At 72.9% G+C, this 20,357-nt stretch carries 15 protein-coding genes and 1 tRNA gene; 10 read left to right on the top strand and 6 right to left on the bottom strand.

The features are described 5' to 3' along the window. The first annotated feature begins 45 nt into the window (after positions 1–45). A complete protein-coding gene (locus ACXJKB_RS05910) occupies positions 46–1,425 on the top strand; it encodes a malic enzyme-like NAD(P)-binding protein (RefSeq protein ID WP_457186332.1) in 1,380 nt (459 codons plus the stop codon). A gap of 61 nt (positions 1,426–1,486) precedes the next feature. Here ACXJKB_RS05910 and ACXJKB_RS05915 read toward each other — a convergent pair whose 3' ends face one another. Further along, entirely contained in the window at positions 1,487–3,652 is a 2,166-nt protein-coding gene (locus ACXJKB_RS05915) for an MMPL family transporter (protein ID WP_457186334.1), read from the bottom strand. 113 nt (positions 3,653–3,765) lie between these two features. Between ACXJKB_RS05915 and ACXJKB_RS05920 the strand changes: the two genes are divergently transcribed. Next, positions 3,766–4,254, top strand: coding sequence for a MarR family winged helix-turn-helix transcriptional regulator (locus tag ACXJKB_RS05920; protein WP_457186336.1), 489 nt, complete (start codon positions 3,766–3,768; stop codon positions 4,252–4,254). 163 nt (positions 4,255–4,417) lie between these two features. Here ACXJKB_RS05920 and ppgK read toward each other — a convergent pair whose 3' ends face one another. Continuing rightward, positions 4,418–5,173 carry a polyphosphate--glucose phosphotransferase gene (ppgK, locus tag ACXJKB_RS05925; RefSeq protein ID WP_457186338.1) on the bottom strand — a complete coding sequence of 252 codons (756 nt, stop codon included), beginning with the start codon at positions 5,171–5,173 and terminating at the stop codon, positions 4,418–4,420. Between the two features lie 152 nt (positions 5,174–5,325). Between ppgK and ACXJKB_RS05930 the strand changes: the two genes are divergently transcribed. Continuing rightward, positions 5,326–6,792, top strand: coding sequence for a fatty acid desaturase (locus ACXJKB_RS05930; RefSeq protein WP_457186340.1), 1,467 nt, complete (start codon positions 5,326–5,328; stop codon positions 6,790–6,792). A gap of 3 nt (positions 6,793–6,795) precedes the next feature. On the opposite strand, the gene ACXJKB_RS05935 is transcribed toward ACXJKB_RS05930, so the two are convergent. The 4 genes from ACXJKB_RS05935 to ACXJKB_RS05950 all read right to left on the bottom strand — a co-directional run bounded on the left by ACXJKB_RS05935 (position 6,796) and on the right by ACXJKB_RS05950 (position 10,505). Continuing rightward, complete coding sequence (locus ACXJKB_RS05935; RefSeq protein ID WP_457186342.1) at positions 6,796–8,568, bottom strand: SelB domain-containing protein; 1,773 nt, start codon at positions 8,566–8,568, stop codon at positions 6,796–6,798. Continuing rightward, positions 8,568–9,908 carry an L-seryl-tRNA(Sec) selenium transferase gene (selA, locus tag ACXJKB_RS05940; protein WP_457186344.1) on the bottom strand — a complete coding sequence of 447 codons (1,341 nt, stop codon included), beginning with the start codon at positions 9,906–9,908 and terminating at the stop codon, positions 8,568–8,570. Before selA ends, ACXJKB_RS05935 begins: the two co-directional genes overlap by 1 nt. Before the next feature lie 66 nt (positions 9,909–9,974). Then, positions 9,975–10,069 (bottom strand) — tRNA-Sec (locus ACXJKB_RS05945). A gap of 10 nt (positions 10,070–10,079) precedes the next feature. Beyond that, a complete protein-coding gene (locus tag ACXJKB_RS05950; RefSeq protein WP_457186346.1) occupies positions 10,080–10,505 on the bottom strand; it encodes a rhodanese-like domain-containing protein in 426 nt (141 codons plus the stop codon). Between the two features lie 84 nt (positions 10,506–10,589). On the opposite strand from ACXJKB_RS05950, the gene selD reads away from it, so the two are divergent. From selD to ACXJKB_RS05985, 7 genes are all read left to right on the top strand, one after another. After that, complete coding sequence (gene selD, locus ACXJKB_RS05955) at positions 10,590–11,612, top strand: selenide, water dikinase SelD (RefSeq protein ID WP_457186348.1); 1,023 nt, start codon at positions 10,590–10,592, stop codon at positions 11,610–11,612. 80 nt (positions 11,613–11,692) lie between these two features. Next, positions 11,693–15,064, top strand: a complete 3,372-nt coding sequence (fdh, locus tag ACXJKB_RS05960) for a formate dehydrogenase (RefSeq protein ID WP_457186350.1) — start codon at positions 11,693–11,695, stop codon at positions 15,062–15,064. After that, entirely contained in the window at positions 15,061–15,972 is a 912-nt protein-coding gene (locus ACXJKB_RS05965) for a 4Fe-4S dicluster domain-containing protein (RefSeq protein WP_457186352.1), read from the top strand. Before fdh ends, ACXJKB_RS05965 begins: the two co-directional genes overlap by 4 nt. After that, positions 15,969–17,012, top strand: a complete 1,044-nt coding sequence (gene nrfD, locus ACXJKB_RS05970; RefSeq protein WP_457186354.1) for an NrfD/PsrC family molybdoenzyme membrane anchor subunit — start codon at positions 15,969–15,971, stop codon at positions 17,010–17,012. Before ACXJKB_RS05965 ends, nrfD begins: the two co-directional genes overlap by 4 nt. An 84-nt stretch (positions 17,013–17,096) precedes the next feature. Further along, positions 17,097–17,660 carry a TetR family transcriptional regulator gene (locus tag ACXJKB_RS05975; protein WP_457186356.1) on the top strand — a complete coding sequence of 188 codons (564 nt, stop codon included), beginning with the start codon at positions 17,097–17,099 and terminating at the stop codon, positions 17,658–17,660. Positions 17,661–17,696: 36 nt separating this feature from the next. Continuing rightward, positions 17,697–19,085 carry an MFS transporter gene (locus tag ACXJKB_RS05980; RefSeq protein WP_457186358.1) on the top strand — a complete coding sequence of 463 codons (1,389 nt, stop codon included), beginning with the start codon at positions 17,697–17,699 and terminating at the stop codon, positions 19,083–19,085. A gap of 9 nt (positions 19,086–19,094) precedes the next feature. Further along, positions 19,095–20,303, top strand: a complete 1,209-nt coding sequence (locus tag ACXJKB_RS05985) for a M15 family metallopeptidase (protein ID WP_457186360.1) — start codon at positions 19,095–19,097, stop codon at positions 20,301–20,303. The last annotated feature ends 54 nt before the right edge of the window (positions 20,304–20,357 follow it).

The raw sequence follows: 20,357 nt of genomic DNA on the forward strand, positions 1-20,357 counted from the left end.
GCAGGTGACTTGCCCGTAACCCCGCCCGGGGGAGAGGGTGCGGGCATGGCAGCAACCGCATCGTCGTACTCGATCACCATGCGGTTGTACACCGCGGCCGACCACAGCGTCGTCGGCGCTGTCGCGACCACCATCGCGAAGAACGGGGGCGTCGTCACCGCGATCGACGTCGCCGAGTCGCGCCACGACCGCCTCACCGTCGACGTGACCTGCTCGGCCGCCGACGCCACCCACTCGCAGGAGCTCGTCGCGGCCGTGTCGGGCGTCGAGGGCGTGAAGGTGCACAAGGTCAGCGACCGCACGTTCCTGCTCCACCTCGGCGGCAAGATCAGCGTCCAGTCCAAGGTGCCGCTGCGCACCCGCGACGACCTCTCGATGGCCTACACGCCCGGCGTCGGCCGCGTGTCGATGGCGATCCACGACAACCCCGAGGACGTCCGCAAGCTCACCATCAAGGGCAACTCGGTCGCCGTCGTCACCGACGGCTCGGCAGTCCTCGGTCTCGGCAACATCGGTCCCGGCGCGGCGATGCCGGTGATGGAGGGCAAGGCCGCGCTGTTCAAGCGCTTCGCCGACATCGACGCCTGGCCGATCTGCCTTGCCAGCCAGGACACCGACGAGATCGTCAAGGCCGTCGAGATGATCGCCCCCGGCTTCGGCGGCATCAACCTCGAGGACATTGCCGCCCCGCGCTGCTTCGAGATCGAGGCCAGGCTGCGTGAGTCGCTCGACATCCCGGTCTTCCACGACGACCAGCACGGCACCGCGATCGTGGTGCTCGCCGCGCTGACCAACGCGCTGCGCTGCGTGGAGAAGCAGCTCGCCGAGGTGCGGATCGTCGTCTCCGGTGCCGGCGCTGCCGGCACCGCCATCGTCACGCTGCTCCTCGCCGCGGGCGCGAAGGACGTCGTCGTCGTCGACCGCGAGGGCGCCCTCGCCGCCGGGGACGAGTCGCTGTCCACCGCCCACGCCGAGCTGGCCGCCGCGACCAACCCGCGCCTGGCGACCGGGTCGCTGCGCGAGGTGCTCGTCGACGCCGACGTCTTCGTCGGCGTGTCCGCGCCGGGCATCCTCGACCCCGAGTGGATCCCGACCATGGCGCCCAAGCCGGTCGTCTTCGCCCTCGCCAACCCCGACCCGGAGGTCGACCCGGCCGAGGCCGACAAGTACGCCGCCGTGGTGGCCTCGGGTCGCTCCGACTACCCCAACCAGATCAACAACGTGCTCGCCTTCCCCGGCGTCTTCCGCGGCCTCCTCGACGCCGGCGCCTCCGAGGTGACCGTCGACATGCTGCTGCGCGCCGCCCAGGCGATCGCCGACACCGTGAGCGCCGAGGAGCTGCACGCGGCGTTCATCATCCCGAGCGTGTTCCACCCCGACGTGACCAAGCGCGTGGCGTCGGCGATCAGCGGCCGCGAGGGCTGAGCCTGGTGTCGGAGTCCCCGCTCGAGCGGGGACCCCGACAGGCGCGGCGACGCGGCCGGGCTCAGGTGGGCCCGACCTTCCGCGGCCACCAGAACGTGTCGCCGAGGGTGAGGGCGAGCGCCGGGACCAGCACCGTGCGGACCACGAGCGTGTCGAGCAGCACGCCGACGAAGATGATCGCGCCGAGCTGGGCGAGCACCACGAGCGGCAGCACGCCGAGCACCGCGAAGACGGCGGCGAGCAGGATGCCGGCGCTGGTGATCACGCCGCCGGTGGCGGTCAGCGCGCGGAGCATGCCGGTGCGGGTGCCGTGCTCGCGCGCCTCCTCGCGCGCCCGGGTGACGAGGAAGATGTTGTAGTCGACGCCGAGCGCGACGAGGAACAGGAACGCCAGCAACGGCACCCCGGTGTCCATCGCCTCGAAGCCGAACACCGTCTGGAAGAGCCACCACGACGCACCCATGGCCGCGGCGTACGTCGCCACGACCGTCGCGACGAGCAGCAGCGGCGCCACGATCGAGCGCAGCAGCAGGAGCAGCGCGCCGAGGACGAGCAGCAGGATGAGCGGCAGGATCACCTGCCGGTCGCTCGCGGCGTACTCCTCCGCGTCGATCGACTCGGCGTCACCGCCGCCGACGTGGGTGTCGTCGAAGTCGGCGACCGCCGTGCGGACGTCGAGCACCACCTGCTTGGCCTCGTCGCTGCCCGGGGTCGCGTCGGGCACGGCGTCGATGCGCGCGATGCCGTCACCGGTGCTGGTGATGCGCGCCGAGTCGACGCCGTCCACCTTCTCCACCGTGGTGAGGACCGTCTTCGGCTCGTCCTTGGTGAGGACCTGGACGGGGTCGCTCGTGCCTGCCGGGAACGACTCGCCCAGCCGCTCCGCGGCCGCGATGGCCTCCGGCTGCTGCAGGAACTGGTCGGCCGGGTCGAGGCCGGTCGTGATGGACGTCGCGCCGATGGACAGGACCGCCAGCCCGGCCACCGTCCCCGCGACGAAGGTCCGCGGACGGCGGGAGACGGCGTCGCCGACCCGGCGCCACACGCCGCGGGAGTCCACGAGGACGGCGTCCCCGACGTGGGGGACGCGCGGCCAGAACACCCACCGGCCGAACAGCACCAGCGCCGCCGGCAGCACGACGAGGGCGAACGTCGCGGCGATCACCACGCCGACGGCACACGCGAGGCCCAGACCCCGGGTGGTCGGGATCGCCGAGAGCAGCAGGGTGAGCAGGCCGAGCACGACCGTCGTGGAGCTCGAGAGCACCGCCTCGAAGGTCCGGCTGAGCGCGTGCGCCATCGCCTCGTGCCGTGACTCGGTGGTCTTGAGCTCGTCGCGGTAGCGCGATATCAGCAACAGGGCGTAGTCGGTGCCGGCGCCGAAGACGAGCACGCTGAGGATGCCGACGGTCGACTCGTCCCACGCCACGTTGACGGACTCGAGCACGTTGGTCGACACGATCGCGGCGAAGCGGTCGGCGACACCGACGACCGTCAGCGGCACCAGCCACAGCACGGGGCTCCGGTAGGTGATGATCAGCAGGATCGCCACGACCGCGGCGGTCGCGGCGAGCAGCCGGATGTCGGCCCCGTCGAAGACCTGCCCGATGTCGGCCTGGATGGCCGCAGGACCGGTCACCTGGACCTCCACGCCGTCGGGCGCGTCCTCGCGCAGCTGGTTGCGCAGCTCCTCGACCTTGTCGATGTTGTCGGTGTTGGAGGCGGAGACCACCGGTACGGCGACGATCGCCGCGGTCTTGTCCTCGGACACCACGACGGGGGGCTGCTGCCCCTCGCCACCACCGGGCGGTCCGCCCTGGGACCCGCCCTCAGGCCCGCCCTGGGACCCGCCCGGCTGGCCGGACGCGCCGTCCGGTGCCCCCTCCGGTGTTCCCTGTCCATCGGCCCGCTCGGCGGACTGCGACAGCAGGGCGGTCCCCTGCTTCGTCAGCTCGTCCTGGGTCGCCTGGTCGAGCTCGCCGGAGTCGGCGGTCCACAGCACGATGGCGACCTGGCCCTCGTCGTCGGGCAGCTGTTCCTCGAGCTCGACCGCCAAGGTGCTGTCGGCGCCCACGGGGAGCGTGTCCAGGGCCGAGCTCTCACGCTCGCCCTCCGGCACGAACGCGATGACGAAGATCGCGAAGAAGATCGGCACGATCGCGAAGAACCAGGCCAGCCGGCGTCCGGCGATCGCCCGAGCGGGCGCGGGGGTGTGGTGGGAGGGCACGACGTCTCCTCGAGGAGATAGCTAGGGAAGGTGATTGCTAACTAAGTTACTTATCAAGTTATCCGTAGTATCATCCGGGGGCAAGCCGAGACGACGACGGAGGTGGGGCGCCCGTGACGGACGACCAGCACGCTGTCGCGCCCCCGCCCTGGGTGGGCCTGGGAGAGGAACGGCCAGCGCAACCGCCGACGCTGCTCGCGCTGCGCGACCTCGTGGCCGCCGGCAGCCGGGTCAATCACGTCGTGTCGCGACGAGCCGGGCTCAGCGAGTCGGAGCTGGTGACGCTCGAGCACCTCAGTCGCGAGCAGATCGGCCCCGCGGAGGTCGCCCGACGGCTCGAGGTCTCGACCGCCGCCGCGACCGGCATCGTCGACCGCCTCGTCGCGCGCGGCCACGTCGAGCGCCGCCCCCACGAGCTCGACCGCAGGCGCACCGAGCTGCACATCACCGGCTCCGGGCGTGCGGAGATCATCGGTCACCTGATGCCGATGTTCCGCGCCCTCGACCAGCACGACGCGACCTTCACCGAGGAGGAGAAGGCCGTCGTCCAGCGCTACCTCCGCGGCGCGACGGCGGCGTTCGAGCGGGTGCTGGACGACTGAGGGCAGCGGTGCCTGAGCCACCTTCCACGGCACCTGGAGGTGGCTGGCTCACCGCTCGTCGGCGCGTGGCCGTACGCCACGCCCGGGGGCGGTGCGCCACCCACGTTCGCCGAGCCAGGAAGGTGGCTGGGGCACCGCCCGCCGGCTCGGTCGTCGTCCGGGGTCAGTCCTCGATGCCGGCCATGCGGTGCGCCACGAGCGCGGCGCCGACGATGCCGGCGCGGTTCTGCAGCGTCGCGGGGACCATCTCGGTCTCGGCCTTGATCAGGTGGCCGAACTTGTCCCAGGACTTGCTGACGCCGCCGCCGATCACGAACAGGTCGGGGGAGAACAGCCGCTCGAGGTGGCGGAAGTAGGCCGTCAGGCGCTCCGACCACTCCTCCCAGGACAGGCCCTCGCGCTCGCGGGCGCTGGTCGCCGTGGTCGCCTCCGCGACGGCGCCGTCGAGCTCGAGGTGACCCATCTCGGAGTTGGGGACGAGCTGGCCGTCCCAGATCATCGCCGAGCCGATGCCGGTGCCGAGCGTGATGACCATGACCAGTCCGCCGCGGCCCTTCGCGGCGCCGTACTCCGCCTCGGCGAGGCCCGCGGCGTCGGCGTCGTTGACCACGTGCACCTCACGCCCGAGGGCGGCGGTGAAGATCGCGTCGGCGTCCTCGCCGATCCACGACTTGTCGATGTTGGCCGCCGAGTGCACCACGCCCCGGCGGACGATGCCGGGCACGGTGACGCCGACGGGCAGCGTGGAGGCCGGGAAGCTGTCGATGATCTGGCCGAAGACACCGGCGACCGCCTGCGGTGTCGCGGGGCGCGGGGTGTCGATCCGGATCCGGTCGTGCGCGAAGTCGCCGACCTCGAGGTCGACAGGGGCGCCCTTGATGCCGGTGCCGCCGAAGTCGATGCCGAAGGGGTGTTCCATGGCGACCAACCTATCGCCAGCCGCTCGCGGGTGTGACGGGGGCAACACCCGGCGAGACGAGCCGGCGCACCGGCTTGACAGAAAGACGGGTCTTGTCAACTGAGTTTACACATCCTATGGTCGTGTAAACCCGACGGCAGGAGGTCACGACGATGGCCGGCTACCCCACCCGACCAGCCCCCAGCGGCACCGTCCCCGACGGCACCACCGAGCTCTGGACCGACAGCAAGCGCTACCTCTGGCTCATCGGCCTGGTCGTGCCGAGCCTGGCGTTCGTCGCCTTCGGCGGCTACGTCGCGACCGGCTGGAGCGTGTGGTTCTGGGTAGGACCGATCGTCATCCTCGGCATCGTGCCGGCGATCGACCTCGTCGCCGGCCTCGACCGCTCGAACCCCCCGGACGACGTGATCGAGGCGCTCGAGCAGGACCGCTACTACCGGTGGATCACCTACCTCTTCCTGCCCATCCAGTACGCCGGCTTCCTGGGCGCGATGGCGGTGGTCGGCGGCTGGGACGTCCTCGGCGTGCTCGCCGACCAGCCGCTGTCGACGATCGACCGGGTCGGCCTGGCGATCTCGATCGGCTGCATCGGCGGCATCGGCATCAACACCGCCCACGAGCTCGGCCACAAGAAGGAGGCCAACGAGCGCTGGCTGTCCAAGATCGCGCTGGCCCAGGTCTGCTACGGCCACTTCTACATCGAGCACAACCGCGGCCACCACGTCCGGGTCGCCACCCCCGAGGACCCTGCGAGCGCCCGGCTGGGGGAGAGCTTCTACGCGTTCTGGCCGCGCACGGTCGGCGGATCACTGAGGTCCGCGTGGCGGCTGGAGAAGCGGCGACTCGCACGACGCAAGCAGTCCCCGTGGCGCGTCGACAACGACGTCCTCAACGCGTGGCTGATGACCCTCGTCCTCTGGACGGCGGTGCTGGTCGCCTTCGGCATCGAGGTGCTGCCGTTCCTCCTCATCCAGGCGGTCGTCGGCTTCTCGCTGCTCGAGGTCGTCAACTACATGGAGCACTACGGGATGCTGCGGCAGAAGGTCGGCGAGGGGGACCGCGAGCGCTACGAGCGCGTCCTGCCCGGCCACAGCTGGAACTCCAACAACATCGCGACCAACGTCCTGCTCTACCACCTGCAGCGCCACAGCGACCACCACGCCAACCCGACCCGGCGCTACCAGACGCTGCGCGACTTCGAGGAGAGCCCGGTGCTGCCGACGGGCTACGCCGGGATGATCGTGCTCGCGGCCGTGCCGGCCGTCTGGCGGCGGGTGATGGACCAGCGGGTCGTCGACCACTTCGGCGGCGACGTGTCGCTCGCCAACATCAGCCCGCGCAAGCGCGTGGCGTACCTCGAGCGCTACGGCGCCACGAGTCGAGTGCGCAGCCCCGAGGGGACCACGACCGCCTCCGCACTCGACCCGGGCACGGAGGTGCTGGCAGCGCGCTGCCCGGGCTGCGAGTACGTCTACGAGGTCGCGGCCGGTGACGAGCACGAGGGCTTCGCGGCCGGTACGGCCTGGGCGGACGTCCCCGAGGACTGGTCCTGTCCCGACTGCGGGGTGCGCGAGAAGGTCGACTTCGTCCCCTGCCCGCCCGAGCGCTCGGTGGTGTGAGCCTCAGCCCACGACCTCGCGCCGGTCGTCGGCGAGGCGCCGGGTGAGCCCGGCCCGGTCGAGCCGGTCGAGCAGCGGCAGCACCAGCCGGCGCGAGGTGCCGAGGTCCTGACGGGCCGCGCTGGTGGTGAAGGGCTGCTCGAGCAGCGCGAGGCGGGCCGCCGCTGCCTCCGCCGCCCCCGGCAGCAGGACGAGTCCCGGGGCGACGCGCCACAGCAGCCCGGCGCGCTCGGCCGCCCCGAGGGCGCGGTCATCGAGGCCGAGATCGCGGAGCCGGTCGGCGGTGGGAGCGGCGAACGGCGCGGCCTCCAGCTCACGTCGTACGACGTCGACGGCGGCAGCCACGGCCGTCGGGAGGCCCGCGCCGGGCGACCGCACCCGTCCGCCGACGACCTGCAGCGGCGCGCGGACCAGTGGCACGACGAGGTCGGGGCTCGGCAGGCGGAGCCGGTCGGCCAGCACGGTCAGCGGCACGTCGGGGTCGAGCGGATGGGTGCGGGCGTGCTCCTCGACGAGGGGCAGCAGTCGCTCTGCCATCGCCCCGACCAGCGCCGGGCTGACCAGCCAGGGTCCGGCCTCGAGGTGGTCGCCGGACGTCACCGGCACACCGATGCGGCGCAACCGGTCGCGGTGCGCGAGTCCTCGGCGGGCGAGCTCGTCGGCCAGTCGCGGGGTGCCGTCGGCGCCGGCGAGCTGCGCGGCACGCCGCTCGGCCGCACCCCGTCGACGCAGCCGCGGTGGGTCGGGGTCGAGGACGTCGACGCGCCAGAGCCGGCGGTCGCCCGGGTCCCGCAGCAGCATCCGGTCGCCCACCCGCAGCGGCAGGGCGCGCTCGAGCGTGAGCCTGGCGATGCCGCCGCGTGGGTCGCCGAGCGGGCGGTACCGGACCGCGACGTCCGCGGCCCCGACGTGCAGCTGCGGGGCGAGCGGAGGACCGGCGTCACCGGTGCCGGGTCCGGGTCGCAGCCGCACGTCGACCACCTCGGTGTGGTGCCACGCGTCGGGGGTGGTCAGCACCGTCTCGCGCGCGATCCCGTCGACCTCCCCGGTGAGGTTGAGCGCGACGCGGGCGGTGCCGCTCACCGCGTCGGTGTCCTGCCCGAGCGCCTGCAGTCCGCGCACGCGCACCAGCCGGTCGCCGTCGGCGAGGGTGTCGCCGACCCGGACGGTGCCGGCGGGCAGGGTGCCTGTGACCACGGTGCCCGCGCCCCGCACGGTGAAGCGGCGGTCCACCCAGAGGCGTACGTCGGCGTCCGCGTCGGGTGGTGGCAGCGCGGCAAGCACGTCGGCGAGGGCGGCGCGGAGCTCGTCGAGCCCGGCGCCCGTGCGGCCGCTGACGGCGACGACTGGTGCCCCCGCCAGGCTGGTGCGGGCCACCTCGGCCGTCGCCCGTGCCACGGCGGGCCCGGGGTCGGCGAGGTCGCTGCGCGTCACGGCGACGACCCCGTGGCCGACGCCGAGGGCGTCGAGCGCGGCGAGGTGCTCGGCCGCCTGCGGCATCCACGGGTCGTCGGCCGCGACGACCAACAGGGCCGCCGGCACCGGACCGATGCCCGCGAGCATCGTGGTGAGGAACCGCTCGTGGCCCGGGACGTCGACGAAGGCCACCTGATCGAGCTCGCCCAGGCCGGGCCACGACGTCCAGGCGTAGCCGAGCTCGATCGTCAGCCCGCGCCGCCGCTCCTCCTCGAGCCGGTCGGGGTCGGTGCCGGTGAGGGCGCGGACCAGGGTGGACTTGCCGTGGTCGACGTGACCCGCGGTCGCGACGACGTGCATCAGGCCCGGCCCGCCCCCGCAGCGCGGCGTACGGCGTCGGAGATGGCGTCGTCCTCGACGGGGTCGACCGCCAGCAGGTCGAGCAGCAGCCGGCCGCGCACCGTGCGACCCAGCACGGGCGGATCGCCCTCGCGCAGCGGTGCGGCAAGGCGTTCGGGCAGCGAGACGGCCGCGCTCGCCAGCTCCACGCCGGGTGCGCCGCCGCCGCCGACCGCGCCCGCGGAGTCGACGACCTCGGCCCCGAGGGCCGCGACCAGGTCGACGGGCCACGCCCCGACGATCGCGCGCGCCCGCGTCCGGAGGTCGTCGACCGACCGACCGAGCGCGGCCCGCACCGGGGGCACGGGGCCGACGAGGGTCGCCTCGAGGGCGGCCAGGGTGAGCTTGTCGACGCGCAGGGCGCGGGCGAAGGGGTCGCGCCGCAGCCGCTCGACGAGGCCGGCCTCGCCGAGCAGCAGGCCGGCCTGCGGACCACCGAGGAGCTTGTCGCCGGAGGCGGTGACGAGGTCGGCGCCGTCGCGGAGGGCGCGCCCGGCGTCGGGCTCGTCGGGGAGGCGCGGGTGCTGCTCGAGCAGCCCGGAGCCGATGTCGACCACGAGCGGGACCCGTCGCCCCGCGTGCTCGAGGCCGGCGAGCTCGCGGGCCGGCACCGAGGAGGTGAAGCCGGTGACGGCGAAGTTGGAGGGGTGGACCTTGAGCACGAACGCGGTCGAGTCGTCGACCGCCGAGTGGTAGTCGGCGAGGCGCACCCGGTTGGTCGTGCCGACCTCGCGGAGCCGGGCGCCCACGGACTCCATCAGCTCGGGGATGCGGAAGCCGTCGCCGATCTCGACCAGCTCGCCGCGGGCGATGACCACGGTGTCGCGCCCGTCGTCGCCGCGCGCCAGCACCCGCGTGACGAGGGCGAGGGCGGCCGCGCCGTTGTTGACGACGTGGACCCCGCCGGCGTCAGGGACGGCGGCGGCCAGGGCGTCCAGCGCGCCGCGGCCCCGTCGCCCGCGCTGCCCGGTCGCGAGGTCCAGCTCGACGTCGGTGGCCCCGGCCGCCGTGCGGACGGCCTCGACGGCGGCGCCGGACAGGGGGGCGCGGCCCAGGTTGGTGTGGACCACCACCCCGGTCGCGTTGACCACCCGCCGGAGCGTGGTGGCCGACGCCGGGAGTGCCGCGACTGCGGCGTCGGCCACCGCAGCCGGGTCGAGCTCGCCGGCCCGGCACCGCTCCAGCGCCGCGGTGACAGCGCGCTTGACGAGGACCGGGCCCAGCCGGGTCGCGGCGGCCTGCAGGCGTTCGTCGGCGAGGACGTGGTCGGTGCGGGGCGTGGCCCGGCGCGGATCTGGCACCCACCCTCCTCGTCCGACGCCCCGGCTCACGGGTGGATCACGACTGGCTCACGACTGGCTCACGACTGGCGGAGGCGGACGGGAATCGAACCCGCCCGACCCAGCTGCTGGGTCGCAACGGTTTTGAGGACCGCGTCCGTCACCAGACGAGAACCGCCTCCACGAGCCAGCCTAGTGCGTCGCGACCCGTCTCGCGGTCGCGATCTCGTCCGCCTGCACCTCCGCGACGTACGCCGACCACGCGGTGAAGCCACCCGCCAGGTCGGTCGCCCGGGGCAGGCCCAGCTGCTGCAGGGTGATGGCCGCGAGGCTCGAGCTGTAGCCCTCGTTGCAGACCAGGACGATGTGCCGGTCGGGGTCGTCGGAGACGGCCAGGCGGTACGGGCTGGTCGGGTCGAGGCGCCACTCGAGCACGTTGCGGTCGACGACGAGCGCGCCCGGCAGCTCACCGTCGCGGAGGCGCTGCTGCACCGGCCGCATGTCGACGACCAGTGCCCCGGCTGCCGCGACGGCCGCGAGGTCCGCGGGCTCGACGCGGTCGAGCGCCTGCTGGCACCGGTCCAGCATGCGAGCGATCGCGGAGTTGTCGCTGTACACGTCTCGACACTAGGCGCGCGTCACGCGCGCCGCCACGGGCAACGGGGTGAGACTGGACGCCCGTTGGCTGCCTACATTGGGCGGGTGAGCACCCGCGCGAGCACGACCGACCAGTCGATCCGCCTCACCCAGTACGCCGCCGGCGGCGGGTGCGCGTGCAAGGTGCCGCCCGGTGAGCTCGAACGCGTGCTGAGCGGGCTCGGCCGGGGACGGGCGTCCGGCGACCTGCTGGTCGGTCTCGACCACGGCGACGACGCGGCCGCCGTACGGATCCATCCGGCCCCCGACGGCACCGGCCGGGCCGTGATCGCCACCGCCGACTTCTTCACCCCGGTCGTCGACGACGCCTACGCCTTCGGGCGTATCGCCGCCACGAACGCGATGTCGGACGTGTGGGCGATGGGCGGCACCCCGGTGGTCGCGGTCAACCTGCTCGGCTGGCCGCGCGACCGGATCCCCTTCGACGTGGCGGCCGAGGTGCTGCGCGGCGGCGACGACGCGTGCACCGAGGCGGGGGCGTTCCTCGCCGGCGGGCACAGCATCGACGACCCCGAGCCGAAGTACGGCCTCGCCGTCACCGGCCTCGCCGACCCCGAGAAGCTGCTGCGCAACGACGCGGCGCAGGTCGGGATGCCGCTGACGCTGACCAAGCCGCTCGGCCTCGGCGTGCTCAACAACCGCCACAAGGCGACCGGCGAGTGGTTCGAGGAGGCGGTCGCGGTGATGACCGAGCTCAACCGCGACGCCAGCCGCGCGGCCGTCGACGCCGGGCTCCGCGCGGCGACCGACGTCACCGGCTTCGGCCTGCTCGGCCACCTGATGAAGATGATGCGAGCGAGCGGGACGACGGCCGTGGTCGACGCGGCAGCAGTGCCCTACGTCGCCGGCGCGCGCACCTCGCTGGCCGACGGCTTCGTGCCGGGCGGCAGTCGCCGCAACCTCGACTGGGTGCGCCCGCACCTCGACGCGTCCGTCGACGAGGACGAGCTCGTGCTGCTCGCCGACGCCCAGACCTCCGGCGGCCTGCTGGTGGTCGGCGAGCTGCCCGGCCACCCGGTGGTGGGCGAGGTCGTGGCGGCCGGCGAGCACGCGATCGTCGTCCGCTGACACGCCCACCCCACGGGCGGTGGACGCACGTCGTACGGCGTCCGTAGTCTCATCAGCCACACACACGCGGAGGTGACGGCATGGCGGAGTCGAGGTCCCTTCTCCCGTGGCCCGTGCTCCGCCAGCTGACGAGTGGTGACCTCCTCGGACGCGGCAAGGCCGTGCGCTCGCGCCGCACCGACGAGGTCGAGCCGCGCACCACGACCGCCGACCGCGTCGCCCGCAGCGTGTGCCCCTACTGCGCCGTCGGGTGCGGGCAGAAGATCTTCGTCAAGGACGAGAAGATCGTGCAGATCGAGGGCGACCCCGACAGCCCGGTCAACCGCGGCCGGCTGTGCCCCAAGGGCTCGGCCAGCAAGAACCTCGTCACGAGTAGCCTGCGCGAGACCACGGTCAAGTACCGCCGCCCCCACGGCACCGAGTGGGAGGAGCTCGACCTCACGACCGCCATGGAGATGGTGGCCGACCGGGTCGTGAAGTCGCGGCGCGACGCGTGGCAGGAGCTCGACGAGAAGGACCGTCGGGTGCGCCGCACCATGGGCATCGCCAGCCTGGGTGGGGCGACGCTCGACAACGAGGAGAACTACCTCATCAAGAAGCTGTTCACCGCGATGGGCGCCATCCAGATCGAGAACCAGGCGCGTATTTGACACTCCGCCACCGTCCCCGGTCTGGGGACCAGCTTCGGACGCGGCGGCGCCACCGGCTACACGGCTGACCTCGCCAACGCGGACTGCATCATCATCCAGGGCTCCAACATGGCCGAGGCCCACCCGGTGGGCTTCCAGTGGGTGGTGGAGGCGCAGCAGCGCGGCGCCAAGGTGATCCACGTCGACCCGCGGTTCACCCGCACCAGCGCGGTCGCGGACAAGCACGTCCCGATCCGCGTCGGCAGCGACATCGCGTTCCTCGGCGGCATCATCAGCCACGTCCTGGAGAACGGCCTCGACTTCCGCGACTACGTCGTGAACTACACCAACGCCGCGACGCTGGTCAGCGACAGGTTCGAGGACACCGACGACCTCGACGGGCTCTTCAGCGGCTTCGACCCCGACAAGCGCACCTACGACCCCAGCAGCTGGCAGTACGACGTCGAGGACGGCCCGGGCGAGCAGAGCGCGGCGCAGGCCGACGACTCCGAGGAGACCCACGGACAGCGCGAGTCCGCGGCGGGCCTGCAGCACGAGGCCCACGGCATGCAGGTGGAGGGCAAGCCCCGGCGCGACGAGACGCTGCAGCACCCGCGCTGCGTCTACCAGGTGCTGCGTCGCCACTTCGCCCGCTACACGCCCGAGATGGTGGAGCAGACCTGCGGCGTCAGCCAGGCGGACTTCCTCGAGGTGTGCCGGGCGTGGACGGAGAACTCCGGACGCGAGCGCACCACGGCGCTGGTCTACAGCGTGGGCTGGACCCAGCACAGCGTCGGCGTGCAGTACATCCGCACCGGCGCGATCCTGCAGCTCCTGCTCGGCAACATGGGGCGCCCGGGCGGCGGGGTGATGGCGCTGCGCGGCCACGCGAGCATCCAGGGCTCGACCGACATCCCCACCCTGTTCAACATCCTCCCGGGCTACCTGCCGATGCCCAACCCCGACCAGCACCCGACGCTGACCGACTACGTCGACAGCATCCGCCACCCCGGCAGCAAGGGCTTCTGGTCCAAGGCCGACGCCTACACGGTGAGCCTGCTCAAGGCCTACTGGGGCGACGCGGCGACCCCCGACAACGACTTCTGCTTCGACTACCTGCCCAGGATCACCGGCGACCACGGCACCTACCGCACCGTGCTCGACATGATCGACGGCAAGGTCTCCGGCTACTTCCTGCTCGGGCAGAACCCCGCGGTCGGCTCGGCCCACGGCCGGGCCCAGCGGCTCGGCATGGCCAACCTCGACTGGCTCGTCGTGCGCGACCTCTTCGAGATCGAGAGCGCGTCGTTCTGGAAGGACTCGCCCGAGGTCGCGACCGGCGAGATCGTGCCGGAGGAGTGCCGCACGGAGGTGTTCCTCTTCCCGGCGGCGTCCTACGCCGAGAAGGAGGGCACGTTCACCCAGACCCAGCGGATGCTGCAGTGGCGCGAGAAGGCGGTCGACCCGCCGGGCGACTGCCGCTCGGAGCTGTGGTTCTTCTACCACCTGGGCCGGATGGTGCGTGAGCGCCTGGCCGGCTCCACCGACGAGCGCGACCGGCCCGTGCTCGACCTGGCGTGGGACTACCCCGTGCACGACGAGGGCGTGCTCGGCACCGAGGGCGCGCAGGCCTGGGGCGAGCCCAGCGCCGAGGCGGTGCTGAAGGAGATCAACGGCTTCGAGGTCGCGACCGGCCGCCCGCTGTCGTCGTTCGTGGAGATGAAGGCGGACGGCTCGACGGCCGGCGGCTGCTGGATCTACACCGGCGTCTTCGCCGACGGCGTCAACCAGGCCAACCGCCGCAAGTCGCGCCACGACCAGTCGTTCGTCGCGCCCGAGTGGGGCTGGGCGTGGCCGCTGAACCGCCGCATCCTCTACAACCGCGCGTCGGCCGACCCCGAGGGCAAGCCGTGGAGCGAGCGCAAGGCCTTCGTCTGGTGGGACCCGGAGAAGGGGGAGGCGGGGGAGTGGACCGGGCAGGACGTCCCCGACTTCGAGAAGACGAAGCCGCCGTCCTACCGGGCGCCCGAGGGGTCCGAGGGTGTCGAGGCCATCGAGGGCGTCGACCCGTTCATCATGCAGGGCGACGGGAAGGGTGCGCTCTACGTGCCGCAGGGCCTCATCGACGGACCGATGCCCACCCACTACGAGCCGGTCGAGTCGCCGTTCCGCAACCCGCTCTACGGGCAGCAGGCCAACCCGACGCGCAAGCAGTACCGCCGCAACGACAACCAGCTGAACCCGGCGCCCCCGGAGGAGCACAGCGACGTCTTCCCCTTCGTCTTCACCACCAGCCGGCTCACCGAGCACCACACGGCCGGTGGCATGAGCCGCTACCTCGAGCACCTCGCCGAGCTTCAGCCCGAGATGTTCGTCGAGGTGTCGCCGGCGCTGGCGCAGGAGCGCGGCCTCGAGCACATGGGGTGGTGCCACGTCGTGACCGCACGCTCGGCCGTCGAGGGCCGCGTGATGGTGACGGAGCGGCTGCGGCCGCTGCGGATCGAGGGTCGTACGGTTCACCAGGTGTGGATGCCCTACCACTGGGGCGGCGGTGGCCTCGTCACCGGCGACTCGGCCAACGACCTGTTCGGCATCTCGCTCGACCCCAACGTCCTCATCCAGGAGAGCAAGGTCGGCACCTGCGACGTACGTCCGGGGCGGCGGCCCACCGGTGCCGCGCTGCGCGAGCTCGTCACCGACTACGCCCGACGGGCCGGGATCAGGGACGACGTCCACCCCCGGGTCGTCACCGCGTCGGCAGACGCCCAGGCGCGGTCGCTCGCGGCCGCCGAGACCAGCGACGACGACCAGGAGGGCCAGTGATCGGCCGCAACAGCCTCTTCGGGCCGCTCGACCCGGCGCTCGACGCCGGCTACACCGACGCGCCCAAGCGCAAGGGCTTCTTCACCGACACCAGCGTCTGCATCGGCTGCAAGGCCTGCGAGGTGGCGTGCAAGGAGTGGAACGACGTCCCGGAGAACCTCTTCGAGATGCTCGGCACGTCCTACGACAACAGCCACTCGCTCAACGCCAACCAGTGGCGCCACGTCGCGTTCATCGAGAAGCCCGCGTCCAAGCCCGCCGTCGACCTGGGGATGCCCTCGGTCGGTGCGCCGGTGAGCGACGTGCACGAGGACGACAAGCCCGACTTCCAGTGGCTGATGTCGTCCGACGTGTGCAAGCACTGCACGCACGCCGCCTGCCTCGACGTGTGCCCGACGGGGTCGCTCTTCCGCAGCGAGTTCGGCACCGTCGTGGTGCAGGACGACATCTGCAACGGGTGCGGCTACTGCGTCGCCGCCTGCCCCTACGGCGTGATCGACCGCCGCCGCGGGCCCGAGGGCGACCCCAAGGTGGGCATCGCCCAGAAGTGCACGCTCTGCTACGACCGGCTCACCGACGGCCAGAGTCCCGCCTGCGCGGCGGCGTGCCCGACCGAGTCCATCCAGTACGGCGACGTCGAGGAGCTGCGCGAGCGCGCCACCGCGCGGGTGGAGCTGCTCCACGAGCGCGGTGTGATGGACGCCCGGCTCTACGGCAACGACCCCGAGGACGGTGTCGGCGGCACCGGGGCGATGTTCCTGCTGCTCGACGAGCCGGAGGTCTACGGCCTGCCGCCCGACCCCGTCGTGACGACCAAGGACCTGCCCCGGATGTTCACCCGGGCCGGGATGGCGGGCACCGCGCTGCTGGTCGGCGCGGCCCTGTCCTTCGTGAGGAGGCGACCGTGAGCGAGTCGACGGACCGCCACGGCTCCGGAGCCGAGGTCCAGCACGGCGGCAGCCCCGGCCGCTCGCGGGGCAGCTCGCGCGGCGGCGACCGGGTGATGGTGCCCGAGGCCGACTTCACCTCCTACTACGGCCGGCCGATCGTCAAGGCCGCCCCGTGGGAGCGCGACATCGCCTACTACCTCTTCACCGGCGGCGTCGCCGCCGGCTCCTCGCTCCTCGCGGGCGGGGCCGACCTGACCGACCGACCCGGGCTGCGACGTGCGGGCCGGATCGGCTCGCTCATCGCGCTGCTGCTCAGCGTCGTCGCCCTGGTGCACGACCTCGGCAAGCCCAGCCGGTTCCTCAACATGCTGCGCGTGGTCAAGCTGACCTCGCCGATGTCGGTCGGCACCTGGATCCTGTCCCTGCACGCACCCTTCGCCGGCCTGGCCTCCGCGGCCGAGCTCGCGGGGATGCTGCCCACCCGCTGGCAGCGCGGGCCGGTGCGCCTGTTGCTGCGCGTCGGACGTCCGGCCGGCCTGATCGGGGCCGTGACCGCCCCGCCGGTGGCGGCGTACACCGCGGTGCTGCTCTCCGACACCGCCACCCCGGCGTGGCACTCGGCCTACGAGGAGCTCCCCTTCGTCTTCTGCGGGTCCGCCGCTGCGGCGTCGGGCGGGTGGGCGATGGCCACCGCGCCCGTCGCCGAGGCCGGACCGGCCCGCGCCTTCGCCGTGGGCGGTGCCGCCGTCGAGCTGGTGATGGCCCACCGGATGGAGTCCTCGATGGGCCTGTCCGCCGAGCTGCTGCACACCGGAAAGGCCGGCACGCTGATGCGCGCCAGCAAGGTGCTGACCGCGGCCGGTGCCGCCGGCGCCCTCCTCGGCGGCCGCAGTCGGCTGCTCTCCGTCGTCTCGGGCACTGCCCTGATGGCCGGCTCGCTCTGCACCCGCCTGGGCGTCTACGAGGCCGGGATGGCCTCGGCCAGGGACCCGAAGTACACGGTGGTGCCGCAGCGCGAGCGGGTCGAGCGCGGCGAACAGGTGCGCTACCAGGGCTGAACCGCAGGTCGTCCCGGGCAGGCGGCCGCCAGGATGTCGGCCGGGCCGGGACGGCGTCCACACCTGACCTGCGAGACTTCCGGCATGCCGACCACGACCCGCGAGCGCATCGTCGCCGCGGCCGTGGAGATGACGACCTCGTCGGGCTGGGCGGCGGTGACGATGGGCCGGCTCGCCGACGCGGCCGGGGTGAGCCGGCAGACCGTCTACAACGAGGTCGGCTCCAAGCCGGCGCTGGCCGAGACGATGATCCTCGAGGAGCTGACGCGCTTCCTGCAGGTCGTCGAGCAGGCCTTCGACGCCGAGCCCGACGACCTCACCCGCGCCATCGAGCGCGCGGTCACCGACGTGCTGACCTACGCCAGCGCCAACAAGCTGCTGCACGCCGTCGTCAGCGCGACCCACGGCGCCGACACCGAGCTGCTGCCCCTGCTGACGACCAACGCCGGCTCGCTGCTCGGCGCGGCCAAGGAGGTCGTCACCGCACGCGTGGCGCCGTACGCCCCCGGGATCGACGCCGAGCGCCTCGACCCGGCCATCGACATGGTCGTACGCGTCGTGCTGAGCCACGTCATGCAGCCGTCCGGATCGCCCGAGCGCACGGGCGCCGACATCGCCTGGCTGGCCGGTCAGGTCCTGCGCGGCTGAGCGCTCCGCGACGTCGCCGAGCCCTAGGGTGGGCGCGTGAGCGGAGTCGTCTGGGGTACGCCGACCGCGCGGGGGATCGTGGCTGCGGCCACCCTCGGATCGGGGCTGACGCTGCTCGACGGCACGGTGGTCAACGTGGCGCTGCGGTCGATCGGCGCCGACCTCGACGCGTCGCTGGCGCAGCTGCAGTGGATCACCAACGGCTACTTCCTCTCGATGGCCTCGCTGATCCTGATCGGGGGGTCGCTCGGCGACCGGCTCGGCCGGCGGCGGGTCTTCGTCATCGGCACGATCTGGTTCGCGCTGGCGTCCCTGCTGTGCGGCCTGGCGCCGAACGCCGAGGTGCTGATCGCGGCCCGGGTGCTGCAGGGCATCGGCGGCGCGCTCCTCACGCCCGGCAGCCTGGCGATGATCCAGGGAGCGTTCCGCTCGGAGGACCGGAGCCGGGCCATCGGCGCCTGGTCGGGCCTCGGCGGCATCGCCGCGGCGCTCGGACCGCTGGTCGGCGGGCTGCTCGTCGACCACGCGTCGTGGCGGTGGATCTTCCTGATCAACCTCCCACTCGCGGTCCTGACCGTGTGGCTGGCGCACCAGTGGGTACCCGAGACGCGCGACCCACGCACGCAGGGGCGCTTCGACATCCCCGGGGCGACGCTCGCCTCGCTCTCGCTCGCCTGCCTCACGTGGGCGCTGACCGATGCCGGAGGGCCGGTGACGCTGTGGGCGGCCGGCGGGGCGCTGGTCTCGGCGGTCGCGTTCGTCGTGGTCGAGCGCCGCTCGCGCGGGCCGATGGTGCCGCTCGGCCTCTTCCACGACCGCACCTTCAGCGCGGCCAACCTGATGACGCTGCTCGTCTACGCCGCGCTCGGCGCCATCTTGTTCTTCCTCGTGCTGCAGCTGCAGACCGTCGGTGGCTACAACGCCCTCGAGGCCGGGCTGGCCACCCTGCCGATCACCATCTGCATGCTCCTCCTCGCCTCGCGCGGCGGCGCCCTCGGCGAGCGGATCGGACCTCGGATCCCGATGACGTTCGGTCCGCTGGTGATGGCGGTCGGGACGCTGTGGCTGCTCCGCGTCGGTCCCGACGTCTCGTGGTGGCGCGACGTCGCTCCGGGGCTCACCGTCTTCGGGCTCGGCCTCGCGCTCATGGTCGCCCCGCTCACCGCGACCGTCCTGGCCGCCGCACCCGACGAGGAGGCCGGCATCGCCAGCGGCATCAACAACGCCGTCGCCCGCGCCGGCTCCCTGCTCGCGGTCGCGGCGCTGCCGACGGCGGTCGGCCTCGCGGGCGACGACTACCGCGACCCGGCGGCGTTCGACACGGCGTACGCCACCGCGATGATCGCCTGCGCGGCGCTCCTCACCCTGGGCGGGCTGATCTCGTGGTTCACGATCCCCAGCCGCGTCCAGACACCGGTTGCCTAGGGTCGGGGCGTGGGCGTACGACGAGGGGCGGGGGTGGCGGCGACAGCCGTCCTGCTCGTGCTGCTCGCCGCGTGCAGCGAGCCGGCCGCGCGCGAGGAGCCGGACCCGGTGCCGAGCCCGACCGCCACGCCGACCGGGAAGGCCTCGACGGTGCCCGTGGCCGACCCCGCCCACGCGGTCGACCCTCCCGGTGAGCGCGACGGGCGGCTGTGGAGCGCCGACATCCTCGTGCAGTGGGACAAGACGATCGACGACGAGCTGCTCGAGAAGATCGAGGGGCTCGAGGGCGTGGCCCACACGGAGCGCATCGGGCTGGGCCAGGTCAGCCTGGAGAACCGCGTGCTCACCGTCGCCTCGGTCGACCCGGGCCGCTACCGCAACTTCACCCAGGCGCAGGTCGCCGACTTCCAGGAGGCGTGGGACCGCGTCGCCGGCGGCGAGCTGGCCATCGACCGCACCGTGGCCAAGCGGCTGGCCGACAAGGCGGGGATGATTCGGCTCGGGCCCGAGGACGACGCGCCGGAGCTGCACGTGGGTGCGTACACACCGCAGGTCCCGACCATCGACATGGTGGTCAACACCGCGTGGGCCGACGACATCGAGATGGCCACCGACAACGGGCTGCTGATCTCCACCGACCGCAAGACGCCGGCGAGCATCCGCAAGCCGCTCGAGCGGCTGGTCGGCAAGGACGCGTCGGTGCAGATGCTCGACGTCGCCTCCCGCATCGGCCTCGACCCCGACGCGAAGCTCACCGCCGTCCCGACCGGCGGCACGCTCGGCAGCGTCGTCGGGACCTTCCGCTACCGCGTCCTCGGCGGCGGCCGCATCGCCCCCGACCCGGCGTGGGTGTCGGCCAACATCCGCACCGAGGCGGTGCCGATCCTCGGCAGCGTCACCTGCCACAAGGACCTCTTCCCGCAGCTGCGCGCGGCGCTGCTCGAGGTGCAGCAGCGGGGGCTGGCCGACGCGATCGATCCCGGCCAGTACGCCGGCTGCTACTACCCGCGCTTCATCGCCGACACGACCACGCTCTCCAACCACTCCTTCGGCCTCGCCCTCGACCTCAACACCCGCGGCAACCAGCGCGGCACGGTCGGCGAGATCAACCGCGACGTGGTCGCGATCTTCAAGACCTGGGGCTTCGCCTGGGGCGGCGACTGGCGCTGGACCGACCCGATGCACTTCGAGCTGGCCGAGGTGAAGCGGGCCGGCTGAGCGGGACTTGTCGGCCGAAGCTCCCGCTTTGGTGCTGATGCTTCGGCCGACAAG

The organism is Nocardioides sp. P5_E3 (genome assembly GCF_054049275.1).

What these genes read in the sequence shown, in the direction of transcription:
- ppgK (WP_457186338.1), bottom strand. Translation starts at nt 5,173, where the DNA reads ATGGAACACCCCTTCGGCATCGACTTCGGCGGCACCGGCATCAAGGGC.
- ACXJKB_RS05910 (WP_457186332.1), top strand. Translation starts at nt 46, where the DNA reads ATGGCAGCAACCGCATCGTCGTACTCGATCACCATGCGGTTGTACACC.
- ACXJKB_RS05930 (WP_457186340.1), top strand. Translation starts at nt 5,326, where the DNA reads ATGGCCGGCTACCCCACCCGACCAGCCCCCAGCGGCACCGTCCCCGAC.
- ACXJKB_RS05975 (WP_457186356.1), top strand. Translation starts at nt 17,097, where the DNA reads ATGCCGACCACGACCCGCGAGCGCATCGTCGCCGCGGCCGTGGAGATG.
- ACXJKB_RS05935 (WP_457186342.1), bottom strand. Translation starts at nt 8,568, where the DNA reads ATGCACGTCGTCGCGACCGCGGGTCACGTCGACCACGGCAAGTCCACC.